The organism is Engelhardtia mirabilis (genome assembly GCF_007748095.1).
Lineage (GTDB): Bacteria > Planctomycetota > UBA1135 > UBA1135.
In genome coordinates this window covers 1767479-1789887 of the sequence record NZ_CP036287.1, presented here as the reverse complement: position 1 = coordinate 1789887, position 22409 = coordinate 1767479, and the positions used below count along the sequence as shown (strand labels likewise).

Annotated in this window: 15 protein-coding genes; 11 read left to right on the top strand and 4 right to left on the bottom strand. The window is 63.8% G+C overall.

The window, feature by feature from the left end; genetic code table 11:
- Nucleotides 1-353: 353 nt before the first annotated feature.
- The 10 genes from istA (at nucleotide 354) to tnpC (ending at nucleotide 11873) form a co-directional block, all read left to right on the top strand.
- Nucleotides 354-1949, top strand: coding sequence for an IS21 family transposase (gene istA, locus Pla133_RS06405; RefSeq protein WP_145168304.1), 1596 nt, complete (start codon nucleotides 354-356; stop codon nucleotides 1947-1949).
- Complete coding sequence (istB, locus tag Pla133_RS06400; RefSeq protein WP_145061396.1) at nucleotides 1933-2682, top strand: IS21-like element helper ATPase IstB; 750 nt, start codon at nucleotides 1933-1935, stop codon at nucleotides 2680-2682. The genes istA and istB overlap by 17 nt, the downstream gene beginning before the upstream one ends.
- A gap of 532 nt (nucleotides 2683-3214) precedes the next feature.
- Nucleotides 3215-4249 carry a hypothetical protein gene (locus Pla133_RS06395; protein WP_145063640.1) on the top strand — a complete coding sequence of 345 codons (1035 nt, stop codon included), beginning with the start codon at nucleotides 3215-3217 and terminating at the stop codon, nucleotides 4247-4249.
- Nucleotides 4250-4834: 585 nt separating this feature from the next.
- Nucleotides 4835-6739 carry a TIR domain-containing protein gene (locus Pla133_RS06385; RefSeq protein ID WP_145063635.1) on the top strand — a complete coding sequence of 635 codons (1905 nt, stop codon included), beginning with the start codon at nucleotides 4835-4837 and terminating at the stop codon, nucleotides 6737-6739.
- Between the two features lie 343 nt (nucleotides 6740-7082).
- Nucleotides 7083-7349, top strand: coding sequence for a transposase (locus tag Pla133_RS06375; RefSeq protein WP_145063628.1), 267 nt, complete (start codon nucleotides 7083-7085; stop codon nucleotides 7347-7349).
- Nucleotides 7343-7852, top strand: coding sequence for an IS3 family transposase (locus Pla133_RS06370; RefSeq protein WP_145063625.1), 510 nt, complete (start codon nucleotides 7343-7345; stop codon nucleotides 7850-7852). Before Pla133_RS06375 ends, Pla133_RS06370 begins: the two co-directional genes overlap by 7 nt.
- Nucleotides 7853-8634: 782 nt before the next feature.
- Nucleotides 8635-9234, top strand: coding sequence for a hypothetical protein (locus tag Pla133_RS06365; protein WP_145063622.1), 600 nt, complete (start codon nucleotides 8635-8637; stop codon nucleotides 9232-9234).
- 305 nt (nucleotides 9235-9539) lie between these two features.
- Entirely contained in the window at nucleotides 9540-9884 is a 345-nt protein-coding gene (locus Pla133_RS06360; RefSeq protein WP_145063617.1) for a hypothetical protein, read from the top strand.
- The gene (tnpB, locus tag Pla133_RS06355; RefSeq protein ID WP_145063612.1) at nucleotides 9878-10255 is read left to right on the top strand and encodes an IS66 family insertion sequence element accessory protein TnpB; all 378 of its coding nucleotides are present in this window, start codon (nucleotides 9878-9880) and stop codon (nucleotides 10253-10255) included. The genes Pla133_RS06360 and tnpB overlap by 7 nt, the downstream gene beginning before the upstream one ends.
- 31 nt (nucleotides 10256-10286) lie before the next feature.
- Nucleotides 10287-11873 carry an IS66 family transposase gene (gene tnpC / locus Pla133_RS06350; protein WP_145063606.1) on the top strand — a complete coding sequence of 529 codons (1587 nt, stop codon included), beginning with the start codon at nucleotides 10287-10289 and terminating at the stop codon, nucleotides 11871-11873.
- A 114-nt stretch (nucleotides 11874-11987) separates the two neighbouring features.
- Here tnpC and Pla133_RS06345 read toward each other — a convergent pair whose 3' ends face one another.
- The 4 genes from Pla133_RS06345 to Pla133_RS06330 form a co-directional block, all read right to left on the bottom strand.
- A complete protein-coding gene (locus tag Pla133_RS06345) occupies nucleotides 11988-12869 on the bottom strand; it encodes a tyrosine-type recombinase/integrase (RefSeq protein ID WP_145063603.1) in 882 nt (293 codons plus the stop codon).
- A 448-nt stretch (nucleotides 12870-13317) separates the two neighbouring features.
- Complete coding sequence (locus Pla133_RS06340; protein ID WP_145063600.1) at nucleotides 13318-14385, bottom strand: hypothetical protein; 1068 nt, start codon at nucleotides 14383-14385, stop codon at nucleotides 13318-13320.
- Between the two features lie 629 nt (nucleotides 14386-15014).
- Nucleotides 15015-16175, bottom strand: coding sequence for a hypothetical protein (locus tag Pla133_RS06335; protein WP_145063598.1), 1161 nt, complete (start codon nucleotides 16173-16175; stop codon nucleotides 15015-15017).
- 744 nt (nucleotides 16176-16919) lie between these two features.
- Nucleotides 16920-19421: a hypothetical protein gene (locus tag Pla133_RS06330; RefSeq protein WP_145063596.1), complete on the bottom strand. Its 2502-nt coding sequence runs from the start codon at nucleotides 19419-19421 to the stop codon at nucleotides 16920-16922.
- A gap of 555 nt (nucleotides 19422-19976) precedes the next feature.
- Here Pla133_RS06330 and Pla133_RS06325 point away from each other — a divergent pair.
- Nucleotides 19977-22406 (top strand): serine/threonine-protein kinase, encoded by a 2430-nt coding sequence (locus tag Pla133_RS06325; RefSeq protein ID WP_419195432.1) that lies wholly within the window; start codon nucleotides 19977-19979, stop codon nucleotides 22404-22406.
- Nucleotides 22407-22409: the final 3 nt, after the last annotated feature.

Sequence of the window (22409 nt, the reverse complement as noted above, 5' to 3'; positions counted from 1 at the left end):
GGTGCCGGGCTCGGCCGACCCACAACCCCGAGTCGCGACCCCCGTGTCGCCGCATTGCTGGCGGAAGTCCGTGCCCTCCTGTCCCCTCCTGTCCACCCCCGGGCGGTCAGGCTGCCCGCTCATGTCTGTTGCAGCTCGGGGTATCAAGTCCACCTGTAGCCCGGCCAAGCTGGTCCACCCCGGCGGCGGGGTGATGGGCGGGTGAGATCGGCCAGGCTGGTCCACCCTGGTTCGGCCAAGCTGGTCCACCTCAGCTCGGCCAAGCTGGTCCACCGCCGCCAGTCCCGAAGGTCCTCCCGCCGGTCTACTGACCGCCCTCATCCTCTTCGGCTCCCACGAGCCAAGGAGGATGGATGGGCGCCAGGAGGACCGACATGCACAGACTTCAGGAGATGCTCCGCCTGCACAGGCTGGGGCAGGGATCGCGAGGGATCGCGCGACAGCTGCACATTGGGCGGGACACGATCCGTGCCTACATGCGCGCGCTCGCTACGGCGGGGCTGCTCGAGGGCGCGCCTAACGAGCTGCCCGACCTCGATCAGCTGCGAGCGGCAGTCGAGGAGCACGTCCAGTCGAGGCAGGCGCCGCAGCAGCGCTCCTCGGTCGAGCGGTGGGTCGCGACGATCGAGCGGCTGCGGAAGAAGGGGGCCGGGCCGAGTGCGATCCACGACTGGCTACGCCTGAACGAGCCGGACTTCGACGGCAGCCTCTCGGCCATCAAGCGTCTGGTGCTGCGACTCGCCGACGCGGAGGGTCCCAAGCCGACGGACGTAGCCATCTCCGTCGAGACGACCGCGGGCGAGGTGGCCCAGGTCGACTTCGGCTACGTCGGGAAGCGCTACGACCCCGAGCGCGGCGTCTTGCGCAAGAGCTGGCTCTTCGTGATGACGCTCGGCTGCAGCCGCCACATGCACACCCAGATCGTCTTCGACCAGAAGATCGAGACCTGGGTGAGGCTGCATGTCGAGGCGTTCGAGTACTTCGGCGGCGTGCCGCGCGTCATCGTGCCCGACAACTTGAAGGCGGCAGTGATTCGGGCCTCGTTCGGCGTGGACGGCGAACCCGTCTTGAACCGCACGTACGTCGAACTCGCACGCTATTACGGATTCCAGATCGACCCGACGCCGCCACGCGCGCCGGAGAAGAAGGGCAAGGTCGAGCGCGGAGTGCGCTACACGAAGGGAAACTTCTTCGCTACGCACGAGTCCGTCGACATCCACGAGGACCGGCGGGCGCTGCGGCGCTGGACGCTGGAGATCGCAGGGCGGCGCCGGCACGGGACGACTGGCCGCGCACCGCTCGAGTACTTCGAGGAGGAAGAGCGCGCTGCCCTGCTGAGCTTGCCGCAGTCGCGGTGGGAGCTCGTGATCTGGAAGAAGGCACGCCTGCATCGTGACAGCCACGTCCAGGTCGACGGCGCCTTCTACTCCGCGCCGTGGACCTTGCTGGGCCAAGACCTCTGGCTGCGCTGCACGACGCACTCGATTGTGATCTACGCCGAGGACTGCCGTCTTCACGCTCATTCGCGTGTGCCGCGCGGCAAGCGCAGCACGATCGAGTCGCATCTCCCCGAGCACCGCCGTGACCTCCGGCACCGCAGCCGCGAGCACTGGATCGTGCGTGCTCGGGTGATCGGTGAGGAGGTCGAAGTGCTCGCTGCCGCGATCTTCGACTCCGACGATGTGCTCTACCAGCTGCGCAAGGTGCAGGCGGTCGTCACGCATCTCGAGGGCTTTCCGCGCGAGCGCGCACGCGCGACGGCCAGACGCGCGCTGCACTTCGGCTGCCTCGAGTACCGCAGCATCAAGAGCATCCTCAAGCAGGGGCTCGACCTCGAGCCCCTGCCGGAGGATTCCGGGCGAGCGTGGTCTCAGGGATCGATGTTCGCCCGCAACCCGCGCGAAACGCTCACAGCAATCCAGGAGAAGACCCATGGCGATCGCCGATGACCTCGTCCCCGTACTCAAGAAGCTCCGGCTCTCGGGCGTGCTTCAGACGCTCGACCTGCGCACGAAGGAAGCCGTCGATGCGGATCTCAGCCACTCCGAATTCCTCTTCCGCCTCTGCAGCGACGAGGTCGAGCGGCGCGACTCGAAGCAGCTCGAGATGCGCTTGCGACGCGCGACCTTCGAAACCACCAAGCGGCTCGACGACTTCGAGTGGTCCTTCAACCCGCAGATCCCCAAGACCAAGATCATCGACCTCGCGACCTGTGGCTTCGTCGCGAAGCAGGAGAACGTGCTGCTGATCGGGCCTGCCGGCGTCGGCAAGAGCCACATCGCCCAGGCGCTGGGAGAACGCGCTTGCCGCGCTGGCCACTCAGCGCTGTACACGACCGCCCACCGGATGCTCACCCAGCTGCGGTCGTCACGGGCCGACCAAGGCTGGGACAAGCGGCTCCTGCGTTACACAACGCCGGACGTGCTGATCCTCGATGACCTCGGCCTGCGGCCGCTCGAAGGTGACGAGCCGATCGACCTGTACGAGGTGATCCGAGCTCGCTACGAGCGGGGCTCGATCGTGGTCACGTCGAACCGCGCCATCGAGGAGTGGTACCCGCTCTTCCGCGACGACCTGATGGCCTCCGCCGCGATGGACCGCTTGCTCCACCACTCGCACGTCCTGGTGATGGAAGGGAGCTCCTACCGCAACCCGCCGACCAAAGGGCGCGAGGCTGTCTGATGCCCCGATCGAGGTGGACCAGCTTGGCCGAACTGGAGGATCTGTTTTTCCAGCCCCTCCTGGGCGCCCCTTTCTGGCGCTCCGAACCTCCCTTGCCGAGCACTCAATGACTGATTTCCGAGGGCACTGAGCTGGACCAGCTTGGCCGAACTGAGGGTGGACCTGACCAGCCGAACCTTGACATGTCCGCCTCTGGCCGACATGTCCGCTCGTGCCTACCCTGCGAACCCAGCTTCCCAAGCTGAATGTCGTGGGTTCGAGTCCCATCGCCCGCTCCAACTTTGCGAACCAGATGTTAGCCCGGTGGGAGGCAGTTGGGGGCAGCTGCTGCGGACGCTCGATTGGGGTGTCGGCGTTTACTTGCTGGTAGCTCGGCCGGACTTGTCCGGGCATCATTGCTCGCCCTGGACGGTGAACCCCAGATTCTCAGCGGTCCGACCACCAAGGCGCGCCGAGCATCCCGCCGCAGATCCAAGAAGATTGTGGCCCTCTCTGGGGAGAGCTGCCTCACCCGCCCTCAGCCCCCAAAGCAATGGAAAACACCAAGTGCATCTTCACCGGTGCACCTGCGCATCGACACGACAGATTCGAGCGCCGAATAGCCTACTTCGAATCAGAGGCTTGTGGCCGGTATGCAATCGACGAGTTTCTGCTCGAAACCACCTTCCTCAATGACCGGCTGCCGAAACAAGGACTCGCAAACTGCGCCCGGGCATGCCTAGATGTTGCCTCCGACGGACGAAGCGCACAGGCATTCTGGGTTTCCGAGAGCGAAGTCGACGAAGGCCTTCGTCGCCGCCTTGAGACTGAAGGCTTGGTTCCGATAGGAATCGAGCCGATGCTGAGTTCGCGGGTCGACCACTCTCGAAAACCCTTCGAGCTTCTACGCGCGATTGCAGCGCGACTAGAGCGTGGCGATGCATTGGAGAAGACCTCAATCCTCTATCAAGACTCTGCGTTTGCTCGCATTCCATCGACTAGCGAACTCCGCGCCGCCCTTGACTACCTCGCCAACAAGGGGCACATCGCAGAGATGGGAGAGAACAACCAAGATCGGACGTTTCCTGCGGCCCAGATCCGAGATCAGTATCGCATGACGTTCGAAGGCTGGCAGGAGATCCGACCTAGTGCAGCCTCCGAAGATCGCCGAGTGTTCGTTGCGACCCAGTTTGAATGGCCAGAGGGCGAGGAGTCTCTTCGAGTGGACTCACTCGAGGCAATCAAGGGGGCATGCCAAGACTGCGGGCTCGAGGCAAACATCGTCGGTCAGGACCACACCGACTACATCACCGATAGAATCATCACGGAGATTCAGAACGCACGGTTCATAGTTGCCGACCTCACATACAACAATCCGGGGGTCTACTTCGAATCAGGGCTGGCCCGCGGCCTTGGGAAGCGTGCATATCACGTAATCAGGTCCGACCACGTCGACGGTCCGAGAGCCGAGTCGAAGCAGCTCCACTTTGATGTCTCGCAGATTCGTTATCTGTCGTGGACTGAGCCAAGTGAGCTTCGCAAGGGGCTTGGAGAGTGGATCTCCGCGACTGAACAGTCACTACGGTGACGACCGACTCCGTAGTAGACCACGAGCAGGCCTCTGACCTCCCCAGTGGCATGTGAGCTAGCCCGGACGTGCTCATGGGTCATGTCCGACGATCGCGAATCTGACTCCCGCCGCCCCCTCCGTACGCGTCCGGTGAGCCCATTGTTAGGGGACACCACCTTTCGCGCAGTTGGGGGGACACGTAGTCTCGCGCACCTCCCTGGGTTATGGGTGTTGCGCCCACGAAACTCCTTCCCCCTTCTGCAGCTAGAGGTGGTCGGGTCTTCGGAGCCAGCTGAGAGCCGGGATTAGCTATGCCGAGGATGCCAGGTGGCTTGGGGTCTTGGCTTGGGTTGGTAGGGTCGTGAGTGGTCGCGGTCCCGAAGGCCCGCTTCGACCTTCGACCTTCGACCTTCGACCTTCGACCTTCGACCTTCGACCTACTGCCTCCGCGGGCCCTCGGGACTGCGACCACTCACGACCCCACCAACCCAAGCCAAGCCTCCGGGCATCCTCGGCATAGCGAATCCAGGCCCTCAGCTGGCTCCGAAGACCCGACCACCTCAGAACTGGCCGAAACGACAAACCTACTGCCGTGCCACTTTCATGAAGCCTCGCGTGTTTATTGGCAGCTCACAAGAGAAACGGCCTGTGGCTGAGTACGTCGCAGACCAACTTGCTCCCACCTTTGAAGTGTACCCTTGGTGGAACGCTCTGCCTCCCAGCGAATCAACCATGGAGGGACTTGCTCGACTCGCCCGGACGGTTGACGCGGCCGTCCTCATTTTCGGGGCCGATGACACTCGTGGATTCCGCAATAGCATCGACTTCGTCACAAGAGACAACGTGGTACTTGAGTACGGCATGTTCGTAGGAGCCCTTGCGCGAGAGCGCGTTAGAGCGTTCTGCGAAGGCGATGTTGCCACACCTACGGATATGGCGGGGATCACCGTAGCGTACTTTAAGTCAGGGCAGCCTCACCACCTTTCGGCGTTAGACCCAAGCATCAAAGAGATCGCCGATGCATGGGGCCGCATCGTGCCCCGTGAGTACGGCAATCCAGTCGACTCGGGCCTGGGGCTCGCGCCCGCAGTGTTCAGGCACGCCAAGTCAGCACACTCGACCCTTGAAGCATTCATCCGTTCCGCAAGTTTTGGCGATTCAGATCAACGCGCACCCATTGCCATCGAATCCGAGGTGTGCGCTCTCGATGCATATGTCGGAGGACTAGGATCTGTAGAAAGTCGGTTTTGGACGACAACATACCTCACCTCTGGATTCTGGACGCGCCCGAGATCAGAAAGGCTCGTTGAAGCAAACTTGGACATGCTAAGGCGCACTAGTGCAAAGGAGGGAAGCGCACGACGACTGATCATCTTGGCTGCCCCCGAGCGCACGGAGCTTCGGCTCCAGGTTTCGGCGCTAGAACACTTCCGGCGGATTGACGACAACCCTTCCATTCAGCAGCTCCGGCACGCCCACAGACGCCTGCGTTCCCGAATCAGTGCGCTTGAGGACGCGGGATGCACCACCAAGGTCACCTACCCCCCTCCTTCGCACCGGCACGGAGGGTTTCTCGCTGAGCTAGAGGGGTTCGTCGAAGGGGACACCGAACTCGCAATTTATGACTCAAAACGAGTTGACCTCTTCGACGGTGGGCGGGTGGGCCGCGTCACGGGAGTTCGCGCGTACACGCACGCTTACGCGCTGTTCGATCGCATCCTCGAAGTTGCCTCTACCTACTTTACAGATCTGTGGCAATCAGCCATGCCTGCTAGCGACTTCCTTCTCCGGCTCGACGAGGCGATCCGGTACTTCGACCAGCGCATCGACATGAAGCAGGCTGCACTGGGACTTTACGTGGACCCTCCAGATCAGGATGCTCGCGAGCTTAAGAGCCAAGAGCTACAGGCCGCCCTACAATTGATTCGAGATTCGGAAATGTGGGGCAAGTTCAGGAGCTACCTGGACATCGGAACATGCACCGGACGGTACCCCTTGGCCCTTAAGCGCAGCGAGGCTCTCGATCCGAGTTGCCGGATTACTGGAATTGACAGCGACGACGATTGCATACTGGTGGCAAAGGGCCAATGCCTCACACACGAGCCGCCGCCGATGAGCATTAGGATTGAGCCAGTAGATCTGTTTGATACCTCAGTGGCAGAGCTGTCAGGCCCGTTTGAGCTCGTGACTGCAATGATGGGCACTATTAGCCACCTTGCTTGGGATGGTGACCGATCGCTGAGATTGGCGCTTTCTCGGATTGTGGAGCTTCTGGACTCCAAAGGACTGCTTCTTCTGAGCACCTGGACTAAGCATGCAGTGGAACGTGATCGCATTGTCGCCCATCTCTACGATGAGGTATCCAGGAAGCGCATTCGAGCTTGGTCCCCTAGATTGGATCTCCTTCAAGCACTTTTCGATCAAGCTGGACTTGAAGTCGTCCACCAGGCTCGCGTCGACACACGGATGATCGTGTTCGCACTTCGGCGTAGGCCCGGCCGAGGCTGACAGAGGTGGTCGGGTCTTCGGAGCCAGCTGAGGGCCGGGACTAGCTATGCCGAGGATGCCCGGTGGCTTGGGGTCTTGGCTTGGGGTCTTGGCTTGGGGTCTTGGCTTGGGGTCTTGGCTTGGGGTCTTGGCTTGGGGTCTTGGCTTGGGGTCTTGGCTTGGGCTTGTGGGGTCGTGGGTGGTCGCGGCGCCGAGGGCCCGCGGAGGCCGTAGGCCGGAGCGGGGTACGGGTCCGGTCAGGCCATCTGGACGGGCCGTGATCACGGCGCCAGAGTGAGGCAGCCCCGGAATCTCGGGCCACCCGGAACTTGGATCTCGGTGTAGAACCAGTCCGGAGGGCCCCATGCGGAAGAGTCGATTCACCGAGGCTCAGATCATCGAGATTCTGAAGCAGGCAGAGGGCGGCGCGAAGGTCGCCGACCTGTCCCGCGAGCACGGGATCAGCACGCAGACGATCTACAACTGGCGAGCGAAGTACGGCGGCCTCGAGGTGAACGAGGCGAAGCGCCTGAAGGAGCTGGAGGACGAGAATCGGCGTCTGAAGCAAATGGTCGCCGACCTCTCGCTCGACCGTGAGGCTCTCAAGTCGGCCCTCGGAAAAAAATGGTGAGCCCCGCCGGGCGCCGGGCCGTGGTCGAGCACTTCCGTGCCCGCTTCGGCCTGAGCGAGCGCCGAGCCTGCAGCTTGGCGGGGCAGCCCAGGTCGGTCCAGCAGTATCGGAGCGTGGCTGAGCCGATCGAAGGACTCGTAGAGCGGCTCGTCGAGCTCGCTGGCGAACGACCGCGATTCGGCTACCGGCGACTGACGATCATGCTGCGCCGCGAGGGCTTCCTCGTGAACCACAAGCGGATCTGGCGGCTGTGTCAGTCCCTGGGGCTCGCTGTGCGGCGCAGGCGCCGCAATCGCCCCTCACAGGCCCCCAGGCAGGCCAAGCCGCCGGCGGAGGCCATGAACGACTGCTGGTCGATGGACTTCCTGTCCGACTCCATGACCGATGGACGAGCCCTGCGGGTCTTCGCCGTCGTCGACGATCACTCAAAGCTCTGCACGGCCCGGCCGGACACGTACTCACAGGACCTCTGTCGCCGCCCCAAATTCCCCGCTCTGAGGTAGTTTCAGCTCATCCTCACGGAGTAACCTCCTGCTGAGCGAGTAGCAGCGCCCCATCTCGTTCGTGCGAAACAAATCTAAGGAGGACTGGTGGACGATAGTTTGGGACTTGCCAATGAAGTAGCAGCGGAGCTTCTCGGTTTCGCGGCTCGAGGCCCGTCGGCCTTTCTCAGGAAGCGTGATGTCTTTCTTGCCGACGTTGAGCTATCTGTTGAGCGGTTTCGGTCGATGCTCTATCAGCTGCGCGAAGCAGGAGTTGGCGAGATCCCGTGCCTTATCCGTTCAGGAGGGGATCCAGTTGCGATTGACTGGTCGACGCAGCTCGAGATGGCTGGGTTCTACGAGTCCAATCGACTCTCCACACATGACTTGGGACTGCGTAGGGGACACATCGCCGACCTCTTGAATCATTTGGCGTCGAGATGGTTCTCTTCGCCCTCAACCCCCGCGACCCAGTTGGTCTCCTCTGGCGAGTTGTTAAGATCATTCTCACGCCGACTTGTTGACTTTCTTCAGGCTCGGTTCGATGCACGCCGATCAGACATCTCTGGCGACCCGGGCATGCGATTCACTGTTCACGCGAATCGGAACGGTCTGCGGGTGTTCTATTCTCCGGCATACTTCGTCTGCCCGCACACGGTCTTCGGATCGCCTACATCTCCGGTCGTCCAGTGGCTTCAGCCCGGACGTTACATTTTCGCCCTGGAGGAGCCGGGTGGCTTGACGTACTGGGATCACGGAGAGTATGACGTCCCCCCCCGGCACACCGCTACATTGAGTGCGCCGTGACTGGCCTGGCTGATGCCGACTATGGACCGCTCGCGCAGACTGTTGCTGCCGCGGGGTCTCTACTCTCTGCAATGGCTGCGATCGCGGCGGCATGGAGAGGGAAGGCTCGATGGGAGCCAGTTGAAGAGGATCTGCCAGGTGGCTCTCGGAAGGCAACGGGTCTGCTCTCAGCAATTGGGATCGCGGCAATCTGGTACTGGATGCGCGATCCTGCTAAGGTGCGTCTTCTTACTGAGGTCTCGGTCGGGTTGGGCGCCAGCTGTGTGGTAAGCCTGGTCATCTACGGCATTCTTGTAGCTGTTTTTACCTATGAACGTGTAGTGGCGACGGCGCCCAATGAGACCCACTCTGAGAAGATTATAGGTGGCTTCTGGTTGACCCAGGCAGCATCGCAGAAGCGGCGTCAGCGTGGGCTTACCATTCAAGAGTTGTTCCTCGGGGCAGCCTACGATCCGGATAAGGTCTGGCCGAGGTTGAGTCGGGCCTTGTCGAAGGCTTGCTTTGTGCTCGCATACGGCTTGCTCGTATCGACGGGAACGATCGGTCTGACATGCGCTTCGATCCTATTTGGTGGCCAGCTAAGCCTGAGTGAGTAGGCAAGATCGCCGTGAGTGATTGCAGGGGTCGCGCGTCAGGCTCGTGATCGATCCACCAGAGAGCGTGCCCTCGTGTGCGCGGATCACCCGGTCAAGGTCATCCACATCCACCTTGACGTCAAAGGGTGAATGGGTGAATGACCCGCCCGCCGCCGCCTCTCGATGGATGCGTTCACTAACTGTTGCTGCCCTTGCCCCTGATTCGATGCCCCTGATTCGATGCCCCTGGATCGCGCATGCCCTGCGTAGTACGTGTCCGGTGACCCCATCTTGCGCGCCCGTCGGGAGACCCGAGGCTGCGCGGGATGAACCCCAACTCGAACTCCCTGCCCCGTTCAGTCCCGGCCGAGGAGGCACTCACGCTGCTGAAGGAGCACTCCAGGTCCGATGTCAGCTTGGCCGCGTTCGCCCGCTCCAAGGGAGTGAAGCCTTGGAGCCTCTACAACGCTCGGGCGGCCGAACGTCGCCGGGCAAAGCGTCTCCGACCGGAACCCTTCTTCGAGCTTCGGCTCGAGGAGCCGGCCCCAACGGAGGGCGCCGACGCAACCCTGATCGAGCTGGTGCTGCCCTCGGGTCTGTCGCTGCGCCTGCGGCGTGACTTCGACGAGGTTGCGCTTCGTCGCCTGCTCTGCGTGCTCGGGTCATGCTGAGCTTTCCGCCCTCACCGCAGGTGCGGATCTTCGTGTGTCGCACGCCGGTGGACATGCGAAAGAGCTTTGACGGGCTCAGCGGCGCGGTGATCGACGTCGTGGACCAGGATCCGCAGTCGGGGCACCTGTTCCTCTTCTTCAACAAGCGCCGCTCGATGATGAAGGCGCTGGTCTGGGAGGCTTCAGGCTACTGGGTGCTCTCGAAGCGACTCGAGGGTGGTCGCTTCCAGGTCTTCGATCGTGCATCGGGCAACGCGACGAGCTACGAGCTCGCGAGCCATGAGCTTGCGCTGCTGCTCGACGGTATCGATCATCGTGGCGCCCGGCGGGTGATGCAAAGAGCGGAGGTGAAGGAGCTAATCGGCGCTTGACCGCGAGACTCGCTGGGCTAAGTTTGCGGACGTGACGCCGCTGACGGACATCGACGAAGCGAATGCCCAGCTTCAGACGCTGTACTCCACCGTCGAGGAGCAGCAGCGGGCGATCGACGCGAAGAGCGAAGAGATCGCCGTGCTGCGGGAGCAACTCGCCCACCTGCAGCGACACCTCTTCGGTCGTCGCCGCGAAACGATCGACCCGAACCAGCTGCGGCTCTTCGAGACGAGCCAGGCCCTCCTGACCAAGCTCGAGGAGGAAGTGGCAGCGATGCCTCGCAAGCCGAAGCGCGAGCCCGCCAAGGGACACGGACGTGCGCCTTTCCCGGAGGACCTCCCGCGCCAGACGGTGACGCTCGACGTCCCCGAAGCGGACCGCAGCTGCCCGGACTGCAGTGGACCTCTGCACGAGATTGGCGTCGAGGTAACCGAGCGCGGCCACCTGATCCCGGCGCGCTTCGTCGTGAAACGTTACGAGCGTCGGAAGTACGCTTGCAAGGACGGCCACACCGTCAAGGTCGCGCCGCTGCCCGATGGCGTCATCGACGGTGGCAAGTACGAGGCGTCGGTCTACGCCCACGTGGCGACTTCGAAGTACGCCGATCACCTGCCGCTCAATCGGATCCAGTCGATCTTCAAACGCGACGGCGTCCACTTCGCGCGGCAGACGATGTGGGACCTCATGGTGCGGCTCGACGAGATCGTCGCGCGGCCGGTCCTGCGCGAGATGCGCCGCCAGCTCCTCGAAGAAGAGGTCCTGCAGGCCGACGAGACGCCGATCGCGGTCCAGACGGAGGGCCAGAAGGGGACCCGCCGAGGACAGCTCTGGGCCTGGCGCAACGTTCGCGGCAGTCCCGAGGAGAAGGTCCTCGCCGACTTCTGGCCCGACCGGTCGGCGAAAGAACCCGCGGCCTTCCTCGGTGACTGGTCCGGAACGCTGCTGACCGACGGGTACGACGGAGTGAATCCGGTCGCGGATCGCAACGGCATCGTGCGCGCGGGCTGCTGGGCCCATGCGCGACGGAAATTCGTCGACGCGCTCGACTCGAACCAAAAGAAGGCCGCGGCCGTGCTTCGACCGATCCAGAGACTCTTCTGGATCGAACGCGCCGTCGTGGCCAGGGCGCAGCGTGACGGTCTGGAGCTGGGCGGACTCGCCCAACTGCGCGCGACGGTCCGCGATCGGCGGTCGCGTCACGTACTCGAGACGATCTTCGAGGTCGTCTTCGCCCTCGACGAGGACGCATCGATCGGCGCGCGCGGCAGCCTCGGCAAAGCCGCCCGCTACGTCATCAATCAGCGCGAGCCGCTGACGGCCATGCTTCGCGACGGCCGCCTCCCGATCCACAACAACGACACCGAGCGGGCCCTGCGCCACGTCGCCGTCGGGAGGAAGAACTGGGGGATCTTCGGCAGCCAACGTGGCGGCGAGGTCGCCGCGCGGCTCTACTCGCTCACCATGAGCTGCAAGCTCGCCGAGGTACCGCCCGACGCCTACATCGAGGACGTGATCCAGCGGGTCTCGACAACGCCGCAGGAGCGCATCGCTGAGCTGACACCGTGGGGCTGGAAGGCTCGTCAGGCGGCCGACGTCGAAGCTCAGGCGAATTCCTGAGGACCGCTCCTACTCGATCTTCCGCCTTGCGGCGAGATGGGACGGCCGGACACGTACCTTGGAGGGGACCCGTCGGCGAACTGGCGAGATTATACGCCCGCGTATACCCCTCGTCTAGCGCCCGCGGATGGCCAGTCGCAACTCGTCATCCGTGGCGCGGGCGTAACGCAGGGTCGACTCGATCGAGCGATGGCCAAGGGCGCGCTGGACCAGCAGGACATCGCGGGTCCGGGCATAGAGCCCCAGGGCGAAGGCATGGCGGAGCCTGTGTGGCGAGCTGGGATGGCAGCCGGCCTTGTCGAGCCAGTGATCCAGTCGGCGCTGGGCGTGACGCGCCGTCATGGGAGCGCCGGCCTGACCTGGGAACACGGCCCCGGCGGCACGCGGGCCCAGGTGCTGCTGCAGGGCCCCGACCGTTGCCTCGGGCAAGAAGACCCGCTGGATCTGCCCGCCCTTGCAGCGGCGCAGCAGCGCTTCACCGCGGTCGAGATCCAGGTCCCCCACCTCCAGGGCCAGGGCCGAGCCCAGGCGTACCCCCGTCGAGAGGAGGAGGCGGAAGAGGGCGTGGTCTCGCAGGCCAGCCGGCGACTGCTCGGCCGCAAGCGCCTGCAGCAGCCGCTCCTGGTCGGCATCGACCAGGGCCTCCGGGGGCCCCTCGCCGGCCCTGGCCCTCGCGAGCAGACGGCCAGGGTCGTCAGCCAGAACTCCGGAGCTGTGGAGGTAGCGGAAGAAGCCTCGCAGGCTGTTGCGAAGGGCGTTGACCGAGGTCGTCTTCTTCGCGCGCCCGTCGGGCCGTAATAGGGCCTCTGGGCTCGCCAGGAAATCAGCCAGTGCCAGGTGGTCTATGTCGGCGACATCCCCCGTGTCGCGTGCGCACGCAGCGAGCCAACGGGCCAGGGCTTGGAGGTGCCGGTGGTACTGCTCGAGCGTGTGCTGGGAGCGGCCGTTGGCGAGGAGCTGGGCGCGGTGCCGGGTGACCGCAGTGGCGAAGTCCATGTCGCCATAGACGCTCGACCGCGGCGTCGGAGCAAGCACTACCGGGAACCACCGTTGGCCCAGGGGCGCCCTTCCGCACCAAGCCTCCCCAGGTGCCCTTTCAGAGGCCAAAGGCCCACTCGAAGGGCGCCTCAAAACTCCTGCCAGAATCGGCCTTCTCGGGGTCTTCAGGCGTGATTCGAGGCTCTATCCGCCCCAGCACGCCATGATTTCACACCCCGATTCTGGCCACCTAGCGATGGCCCTCCGGTGGCCCGATTCTGGCCGAATCGAGCCCCGACCCTCTCGTCCCGGTCACCCGTCCGATTCTTGTGAGAATGCGACCAACGACTTGGTGACGCCCATATTCGGGAGTAGTCCGCACCGGGGGCGGCTCCTCAACGATGAGCGACAACCAAGATCGCACTAGAAACCCAGGAGAGTTGCACGCTGATGTCACAAAGACCGCCTAGCCACCGACCACGATCGCCATTCCGTTCGTAAGGCCGATGGGCACCGCGGAACTCGGCGACTGGTCGAGAATAACTCCCTGGGCATAGACCTTCAGGCCGACCAACTCCGGCGCTTCAGGGAACGCCGCAAGAACAGGCGCTGGAGAGCCAGGCCCAGCCCAAAGGGCATTGAACAGGAAAGGCTTAACTAGGTTAGCTGAACCAAGATCGATCAAGACCTCCCCAGGAGCGCCAGCCCCCGCCATCCCCAGCCCCGGAAACTGGGTCCCACATGGAAAGGCAGCGTCCGCGGCGAGCGAGAGAAGAACCAACGGCAGAGACCCGACGGACTGCGTCCCAAACGGATTATCCACGCCGAACACGACCACATCGCCGACAGAGGAGCTCCCCGCCAATACAGTAAGACTTCCGACGGGATTCACTTCGCACCCGTAAGAAGTCGCCGCCGCACCGACAGAAGACGGACTGAAGTTGTCAAAAGCGAGCCCGACGGCCGTCGCATTGCCAGTGAACTCAATTAGAATCGACTGAATCTCGGCGATCATCGCAGGAGAGCGAAGCGTCCACTGAAAAGCGAGGCTATCTCCAGGCCCGAGAAAGCCGCCTGCGCTACAGGAGTACGCAGGACCAACAGGGGCCGAGATCACATCGAAGTCCACTGTCGCGCCCGCAGCGTTCCGTGCAATGACTGTCCACTCTTCGAACTGGCCAGTACTGTGAATGTCCACATCGAGAATGACTCCTGAAGCCTCGACCACCGGATCCGCGTAGGTAACCAAGAGGCTCCCCGTGTATCCAAGCTGATCGTCATCAGTCAAGAAGCTCTGCCCGACGCCTTGGCCGGGAAGCGGCTGGTCCTCACCCGGACAGCCGTAGAAGGCCGTCAGCGGTGGCCCCACCTTGGCGATCAAGGGGTATCGCACGAACTTCTCTTCGCTATCGACGATTGCGAACGACACTCCAGCACTCTGCATGTATTGATTCGAGATCTCCTCCATATCGCCGGTGCTCCCTCCGGCTGGAAACGTCTCGAAATCAATCACCTGGGCATCTGCCTCCTTCACGCAGAACCCACTGAACACTAGGACACACGTAACCATCCACTGGAGCTGACAAGCTGGCACCTTCACGATGTCGCCTCCCAATATAGCCCATTGAACACCTGATCGAACTTCACTCCTGATCCATCTAAGCATGCCCTAGTCCTATCCGACTCCAGTGCCTCAACATGGACACTCCGATCCTTCCTTTACCCGATGCTTCATCCGTTGGCTGTTGGTGCTCAGCCCGCCAGTTGCCAGTCGTGGATCCCATCGGCCTCTCTGTAGAGATCGAGGCTAGCAGTTGCCGACCGGCCGTGGCACGCCTTCCACTGGAGAATCTCGAGCAGCCGCATCCGTCGGCTCGCCAGCCCATCCAGCAAACGCGCCTGTTCTTTCCGACTACGCCGGGGCACCGGCCCCCGCCGTCCCATCGCCCAGGGCTGCCTCGGGTTCAATGCTCGGTCTTCCATGTCCTCGCTCCTGTGGTGCTGTCACCGCGTGCTGAGGCAGGGAACAAGCTGTGCTACGGCTGGGACTAGTTGGCAGGTGTTCCGTTGAGCGCCACGCGGATTGGCGCAGAGCGTTAGGCTCCAAGCTGAGGCGATGCAGACGATTGCCGACCAAATTGCCGACAACGACCAGGCACCCACCTAGCGTTGAACCTCCAGCCTCTCAATTACCTGCAACGCCTGCAGCATTGAAGCACGCTCGAGATTCCCTTCAAAGTGCTGCACTGTTGCGGGATATTCCTCGGCGTAGGCATCCAGGAAGGACGCGCAAGCCTCGAAGTATCTCAGCTGTTTCCCGAAGCTCTCATCAATCATGCCATCGAGCAGCGGACCGGGCCCACTTGAACCTGTCGGATCCACCCCTTCGGCGCGTGACGCAGCCTGCAAGATCAGCAACCCGCCCGTGAACTCGGTCGACCTGGCCCGCGAATAGGATTCGATGTAGCGACTCCGAACGAAGATGTCGCCTCCTCCCCCTTCGCCGAGCGAAGTCTCTACCCAGACCTCCCCTGACTCATCTCGGAGCCGCTCCGTGGAGCCAAACCGATCGAAGTACGCCACATGGTACATGCGCCACGCGGCCTTCATGTCCGCTAGCAGAAATGCGACATCCAACGGGGTCACTAGTTCGGCAATCCAAAGTTCCATCAGCTGGGCCGCGGCACTCGTGTTCCCCCTCGAGCCGTAGTAGATCAGTTCGAGAAAGTCCGCGGACGGGAAACCACTGAAGTCGATGTAACGCAAAGCGGTGCTCGGGTCTACAGCAACCTCCATTTGCGCCAAAGTTGCAGCCTCAACACTCCTGACGCCCCATGACGAAGCCAAGCTTGACCGCCGATCCGCGATGGCCTGATGAACCACCTCTCGAGCGGGCAACGCCAGGTCGTAGTCAGAAGCAAACCACTCGCGTTCTAGCTCCTCAAGCTCTTCAGTCGAACACGCATCGATATACCTAACCATCATGCCCATTGAGCGCCCGTAGTCCCCGGCCCGGCGAGACTGAAAGGCGTCTATGGCCGCCTCGTACTCCGGGAGTTCTCTATATTGCTCAAACTCGTTAACAAGTTCTCGGTACCACTGACTGCCCTGGGAAACCGCGGCTACCCCATCGCCGAGACTGCCGATCTTCGCAGTGTGGGCTTGAATCCGCCGCGTGACGACGTCTGCGAGCCCAGCAGCAATACGCTCCTCGAGGGCTTTGCGGTCCTCTGGGCGCAATGGCCCCATCATTTCCATTCCGTCAGTTTGCCAGCTTTCAAGCGTAATCTGCCTATTGCGAAGCGGTTCGATCTGCTCCACCATGTCTAGAATTGAGTGAAAGCCTTCGATGTCGGCAGCGGAGCGCGCAGATTGACCAATCGCGCTGCCTCCCCCCCCCACCTCGCCACTATCGCCAAGACGCCGCCCGCCACCCGCAGGCTCCCTCTCCGCTGTCCGACAACCAGAAATAGAGAAGAGCGTGATTGTGAAGTGTACTAGGACCAACTTGAAGCGATGTGACGCCACGACGGATCTCCTCGATTATTGAAGGGCTAACGAACTAGGCCCTGAACTCTCCCGAGCAGCTGCGCATCCCTACAGCGCTCGCCTTCGCATATTTGAACGAGTACTAGATCTAATCCGAGACGGACCACATGATCCTACTAATTATGGGTTCCCCTACGGCTCGCCTCTAGTGACAGATGGGGCGAGATTCGAAGACCGTGCCCCGTTGTGGTGATCACGAAACTCCTTCCACCCTGCTGTAGCTGCTCGATCCACTGCCGACGGTAAGTGAGATGAGTTCTTCGTGCTCGAGGGCGCCGAGGATCGCTTCGCGCACGGCCCACCAACGAGCACAACCACGAGACAAGCCTTGCAGGGCCACTTCGATCGCGCGAGCCACTCTCGTATGCAACTTCCAGCAGGGCGGCCAGGCGCTCCGGTGCGGCAGGTCGCATTCCATCTCGGCGGTCGTCGGCAGCCCCGACTCCGCCGCAGGAGGCTCGCAGCATCCCGGTGCCCTATTGCTGAAGAATCCGCTCAGACTTCGGGACGGCCTGCGGGTCATAGTCCGATCTCCTGCATCAGCCCGTTGCTGAGCCGGCCGCCGCCGAGTAGATCGCCGCAGAATCCCTGAACTACATAGCTCAAGCCGACGAGAGCCGTGTCGTTGGGGACCTCCAGTCCGCCGGAGATCGGGAACCAAAGTACGACCGACTGATCTTGGAAGCCGACAGACTCGAGGATGGGCGCCCCGGCGATGTACAGGGTACCGGCGCCCGTCGAGATCGGAACCGAGGCCAGCTCGGTAGTGGCACGAAGTAAGAAGAAAGTTGATCCGGTAGTCCCGCTGCAGTCGAGCGCAAAGTTGAAGGGTTCGTCTAGGTCGCCGATTCGCGGTCCGAGCAGGGGATCGCCGCCAATATCGAACAGAGCCGGGTCGGTAGAACTGGCTGCGGAAAGCAGGACGTTCGGCGTCGAGGTCGGCGACAGGACCGCTCCAGTCAGTGTCACGCCATAGCCACCAGTCCCGACCAGTGAGGTTCCACCGTCGCGCACGACGACCGTGTAGATGCCTGCCCCCTGAGTCACGAGGCCTACAACGGCCTGAGTTCCATCGAGGTCTCCGGCGAGGAACTGTCCGCTCGGACCGTAAATCTTGAGGCTTGGAGCGAGCGACGTAGCGCCCGATTTAGTCACATCAACACTCACGGCGACCCCCGAATCGGCCAGCAGCGTGAAGCTGTCCACGTCTCCGAGGTCGATCGAGTCAGAGATCGTGATGCCGTCGAGTAGAGTTCCTCCTTCGTTCGCCCCGGGAACCGTCACCACCCGGAGCAGGTAGCTCCCTGATCCGGACGGACCAGAGCTACAGCAGTTCGTGTCCCTCAAGACGAGCGTGTGCTCCCCGGCCGTCGCAGCGCTACCGAAGACCCCCGCGACCTCGCCGTCCCCGTCAGCGAGGATCGGCGTCCCGCTCGGGTCGTAGAGGGTCATGGCCGGCGCCAGGGCAGTGCCACCGACTTCAGCGAGGGTGATCTCGAACGACTCGCCGGCCGCAAGCTTCAGAGTGTAGCTGTCGAGATCGCCGACCGTGATCTCTCCCGCGAGCTCGGAGTCAGCCGCGAGCAGGCCGAACTCGGTCGGGCCTGGCAGGCGCAGGTAGTGAAGGTCGTACGGGCCCGTTCCATTGGGGCCCTGGCTGCAGCAGCTCGAGTCGGAGACGACCACCGTGTGCAATCCTGTGGACGCCACTACTAGCTCGAGCACCGAGACCGTGCTGAGGCTGCTGCTCCCGAGAAGCGCTCCGTTGGGGTCAAAGACTCTCATTGTGGGCGTCATCGCCGCGCCGGGCTGCTCGCCCAGGCGGAGGAGGACTCGTTCGCCGGATTCAGCGACGAAGTCATAGCTGTCGAGGTCGCCTAGGCTGAGGTCCGCTGAGACCACGCCTCCGCTCGCCAGCGGGCCGCTTTCGCTCGGTCCGGGCAGCGTCAGGGCGTGGAGCGCATAGGGGCCGCTGCCGTAGGGGCCCGAGCTACAACAAGACGAGTCCGAGATCAGAACCGTGTAGGTCCCCGACAGAGCTGCGACGCCTTCCAAGTCCGAGACGGCGCTGAGAGCGCTGCTCCCGACGGGAGCGCCGGTCGGGTCATAGAGAGACAAGGTTGGAATCATGCTCGCACCCGGAAGCTCCGCCAGCCGCAGTAGGTAGTAATCACCAGCGGTCATCTCGAGCGTATAGCTGTCGAGGTCGCCGACATCGAGCGTATTGGTCACCGGCAGACCATTCTGTAACGTCCCACCTTCATTTGCCCCCGGCACTCGCACGAACCACAGCCGATAGGGCCCGCTGCCATCGGGGCCGAGGCTACAGCAGCTTGAATCGGACACCAGCACCACGTAGGTACCGGGGACCGACGCTATGCCACCCAGATTCGCAACCTGACTAGCCGCCTTAGAACCAACTAGGGCGCCGGTCGGATCGTAAACGGCCAGTGTAGGCACCATAGACCCACCCGGAAGCTCGGCCAGACGCACTGCGAAGGATTCTCCCGCCGCTATGTCGAACGTGTAACTGTCGAGATCGCCAACGTCAAGATCAGACGTGATCGACCCACCGTTGGGTAGCGGGCCGCCTTCATTCGCCCCTGGGGCCCGCACAAACTCGATCTGGTAGGGGCCGGTCTTCGTTGAGAAGTATCCCCAGTGACGAATCGTGACGGTGTAAACGCCGTCGATCGAGAGCGTTCCACCAACGGCAGCTACGTGCCACCTCTCGTCTGCTCCGATCAACTGCCCGAGCGGATCGATGAGCTCCAATCGCGGGGCAAAGGACGGCGATGGAGTGGTCGTAGCGCGAACCTCGACCGACTCACCTGCGGAGGCCGTGAAGAACCAGGTGTCGACCTCGCCTGGGACGGTGATCTGGCCGGCTACCGAGCTACCGTTGACGAGCACCTGTGCGTCAGTGGGGCGGACGAGACTTGCAAGGGCGACGAGGACGAGCAGGAGGCGGATCGAGTTCGCGAGGATTCCGGCTGGGTACAGTCGGGAAGTGGGGCGCATGAGGGTCGTGGGTCGTGGGTCGGAACGCCGCGCATCAGCAGGCAACGCGGGCGTCGAGCGGGGCTCCACCGTCAAGGACGCGAGTCGCGTCCCAGTGTGTACCGGGACTTCGAGAAACCCGTGGCGCGGTGACCGAGATCTAGGTCTGCTGATGGATCGGCGCGCGTTCAGGGGAGCTCCGGCTCTCACTGTCTGGCAAAGCGCCGCGTTCGCGTTGCTCAGCGCCCCATCGCGCCGACCCGTTGGGATTCGACCTCCCTCACCGGTCCGGCTGGGCGACTGCTTGAGAGCCCGATCTTCTCGTCGGGCCGACCGAGGCGACTTTCAGGACTGACACAGGGACCCGCTCCGCTCGCGATGCTCGACGAACCGAATCACACTCCCGAACCGCCCTCGGGGCCCCCCACCGACCGCGTAGGGCGGTCGCTGCTCGAGGCCGCGGCGCTCGATGGGCCCAAGCAGCAGGCCTATCTGGCCAGCCTCGATGAGGCCTCTCCAGGACTGGCGGCCGAGGTGCGCGAGCTGCTGCCGTTCCTCGAGCAGTACGAGCGTCAGATGGAGCTGCGCCCCGCCCCCGAGCCCGAGGCGGGCGATCTGGTCGGCGGCTACCGGCTTGTGCAGGTGCTCGGCGAGGGTGGCTTCGGACGCGTCTGGCGCGCCCAGACCACGGCCGAGGGCATGCCCGACGTTGCGCTCAAGCTGATCAAGGCCGGCACCGATACTGCGGCGGTCCTCCGGCGCTTCCGGCGCGAGCGCGATGTCCTCGCACAGCTTGGGCACTCGGGCATCGCCTCGATCAAGGACGCGGGACGTTCAGACGGAGGCCGGCCGTACCTGGTTATGGAGCTCGTCGATGGCCCGGAGATTACAGCCTACGTCCGGCAGGCCGAGCTTCAACCAGCCGCGACGTTGGCCTTGTTCGTGCGAGTCTGCCGCGCGGTAGAGCACGCCCACGACCGGGGTATTCTGCATCGCGACCTCAAGCCCTCGAACGTGCTCGTGCTGGAGGAGGACGGCGAGCCACGTCCGAAGGTGATTGACTTCGGCATCGCGTCGGTTCTCGCCGCTGACGACGATCCGGGCGCGAGTCGGACCGAGGACGGTCGGCGAATCGGGTCCCCGCTCTGGATGAGCCCAGAGCAGGCAGGCGTGGGCGGGGCGGCGGTCGACGCGCGCTCCGACGTGTTCGCTCTCGGTCGGCTGCTGCATTGCCTGCTCGTCGGTTCGCCAGCCGTCGATCTCGGCAACGTCCCGTCGGGCCTTGAGTTCGAGGCCCTGGAAGACCTGTTCATGCGCGACGCTCCGAGCCCCCGCCGCGAGGCTCGCGTCCGCGGCGTCGACCCGGTGCCGAAGGCGCTCGACGCCATTGTGCGACGAGCGAGCGCCACCCATCACGACCACCGCTACCCTTCGGCCCAGGAGCTGCGCGAGGACGTAGAGCGCTATCTCGCCGGCGAACTCGTCCTCGCCGCACCGCCGGGGATTGTCAAGCAGAGCGGCTACTGGCTGCGGCGCCATCGCGCGGCTCTGATTCCCGCGGCGGCCCTCCTCCTCGGCCTGGCCGGGGTACTAGCCTCCGCCGAACACGGGCGTGCCCTATCAAGGGAGGCGAATAAGCGACTCGAGGCGACGGTCAGCTTCCAGGCCTCGTTGCTCGACAACCTGGAAGGTGCAGCGCTCGCGCCTGCGCTCGAGGGCGAGTTGCTCGAGCAGCTCGCGGTGCGTCTGCCTCCCTCGCCGGACCGGGAGATGTTGCTCGCGGCGGTGGAGCGGGCGATCGATCCGGTCGCGCTGGCGCGCAGCGTGATCGCGCGCGGGGTGCTTGATCCAGTACAAGCGCTTATCGAGGCCGAGCTCGGCAGCGGGCGCGCAGAAACGGCTCAGCTCGCGGTCTCAATGATCGAGGCGCGCCGACGCTTCGGCCTCGACTTCGAGCGCGGTGAGCTGGCCGAGCAAGCACTCGGCCTCATCGAGGCGGTCTATGGAGCCAACTCCGCAGAGACCAGGAATGTGCTGCTCGAGCTGGCCAACGTGGCCCGGCGCTCGGGTGAGCTCGAGCGTGCGCGAACCTACTTTGAACGACTGCGTTCGTTCGGCGGCAACCTGGGGGCGGACACTCGGCGCGCCGGGACCTATGGGCTAGCGCAGGTGTGGATTGACGAGGGCCGACCCGACAAGGCCGAGCCCGCCCTGCTTGAACTGTTGGCCGAGCTGGAGGCCCCGGGCATCGATCCCAATCGGCAGACGGTGAACGCCTGGGTCTCACTCGCGGCGGTATACGAGGGACGGCTCGACCACCCCCGCGCGCTCGAGGCCTACGAGCGCGCGGTAGAGTTGGTCACCGAGGGGCACCTCGCGTCGGACTTCCCCGGGCGGGGACCCGAGATCGGACTGGCGCGCACGCGGAGCGCGCTCGGCGACCTCGAAGGCGCGCGGGTGCTGCTCGAGGAGATCGTCGAGGATCTTTGTCAGACGCTCGGAGTCGAGGACGATCGAACCACAATCGCCCTTTCGTCCCTGGCCCGCGCGCGACAGGCGACAGCGGACTTCGCGGGGGCGCTTGAGGCGATGGACCGGGCGTCGCTCGGGCACGAGGCCCGCGCGACCGCCGGTCATCCAACGTCGCTGCAATTGAGGGCCGAAAGAGTCCAGCTTCTAGCGACGCTCGGCCGCTGCGAGGAGGCCCTGGCGCTGTGCGACGCGAGCCTGGAGCTGGCCCACCTGAACTTGCCGGTGGGGCATGAGGTGACCGCCAAGCTCTTGCTCAGGCGCGTCGTGGCCCTGGCTGGTCTAGCTCAACTCGACGAGGCTCTCGCGGCGCTCGACGCATCGCTAGCGATCTACGAAGCGCGCTTCGCCCCTGGCCACGCGAAGCTAGTCGAGCCTTACGCACTCGCCGCTCAGCTGTTCGAGGGGTTGGACGCGATGCGCCCCGACCAGGGCTTCGGTGAGCGCGCGCGCGTCTACCGCGAGCTGCTCGAATGAGCG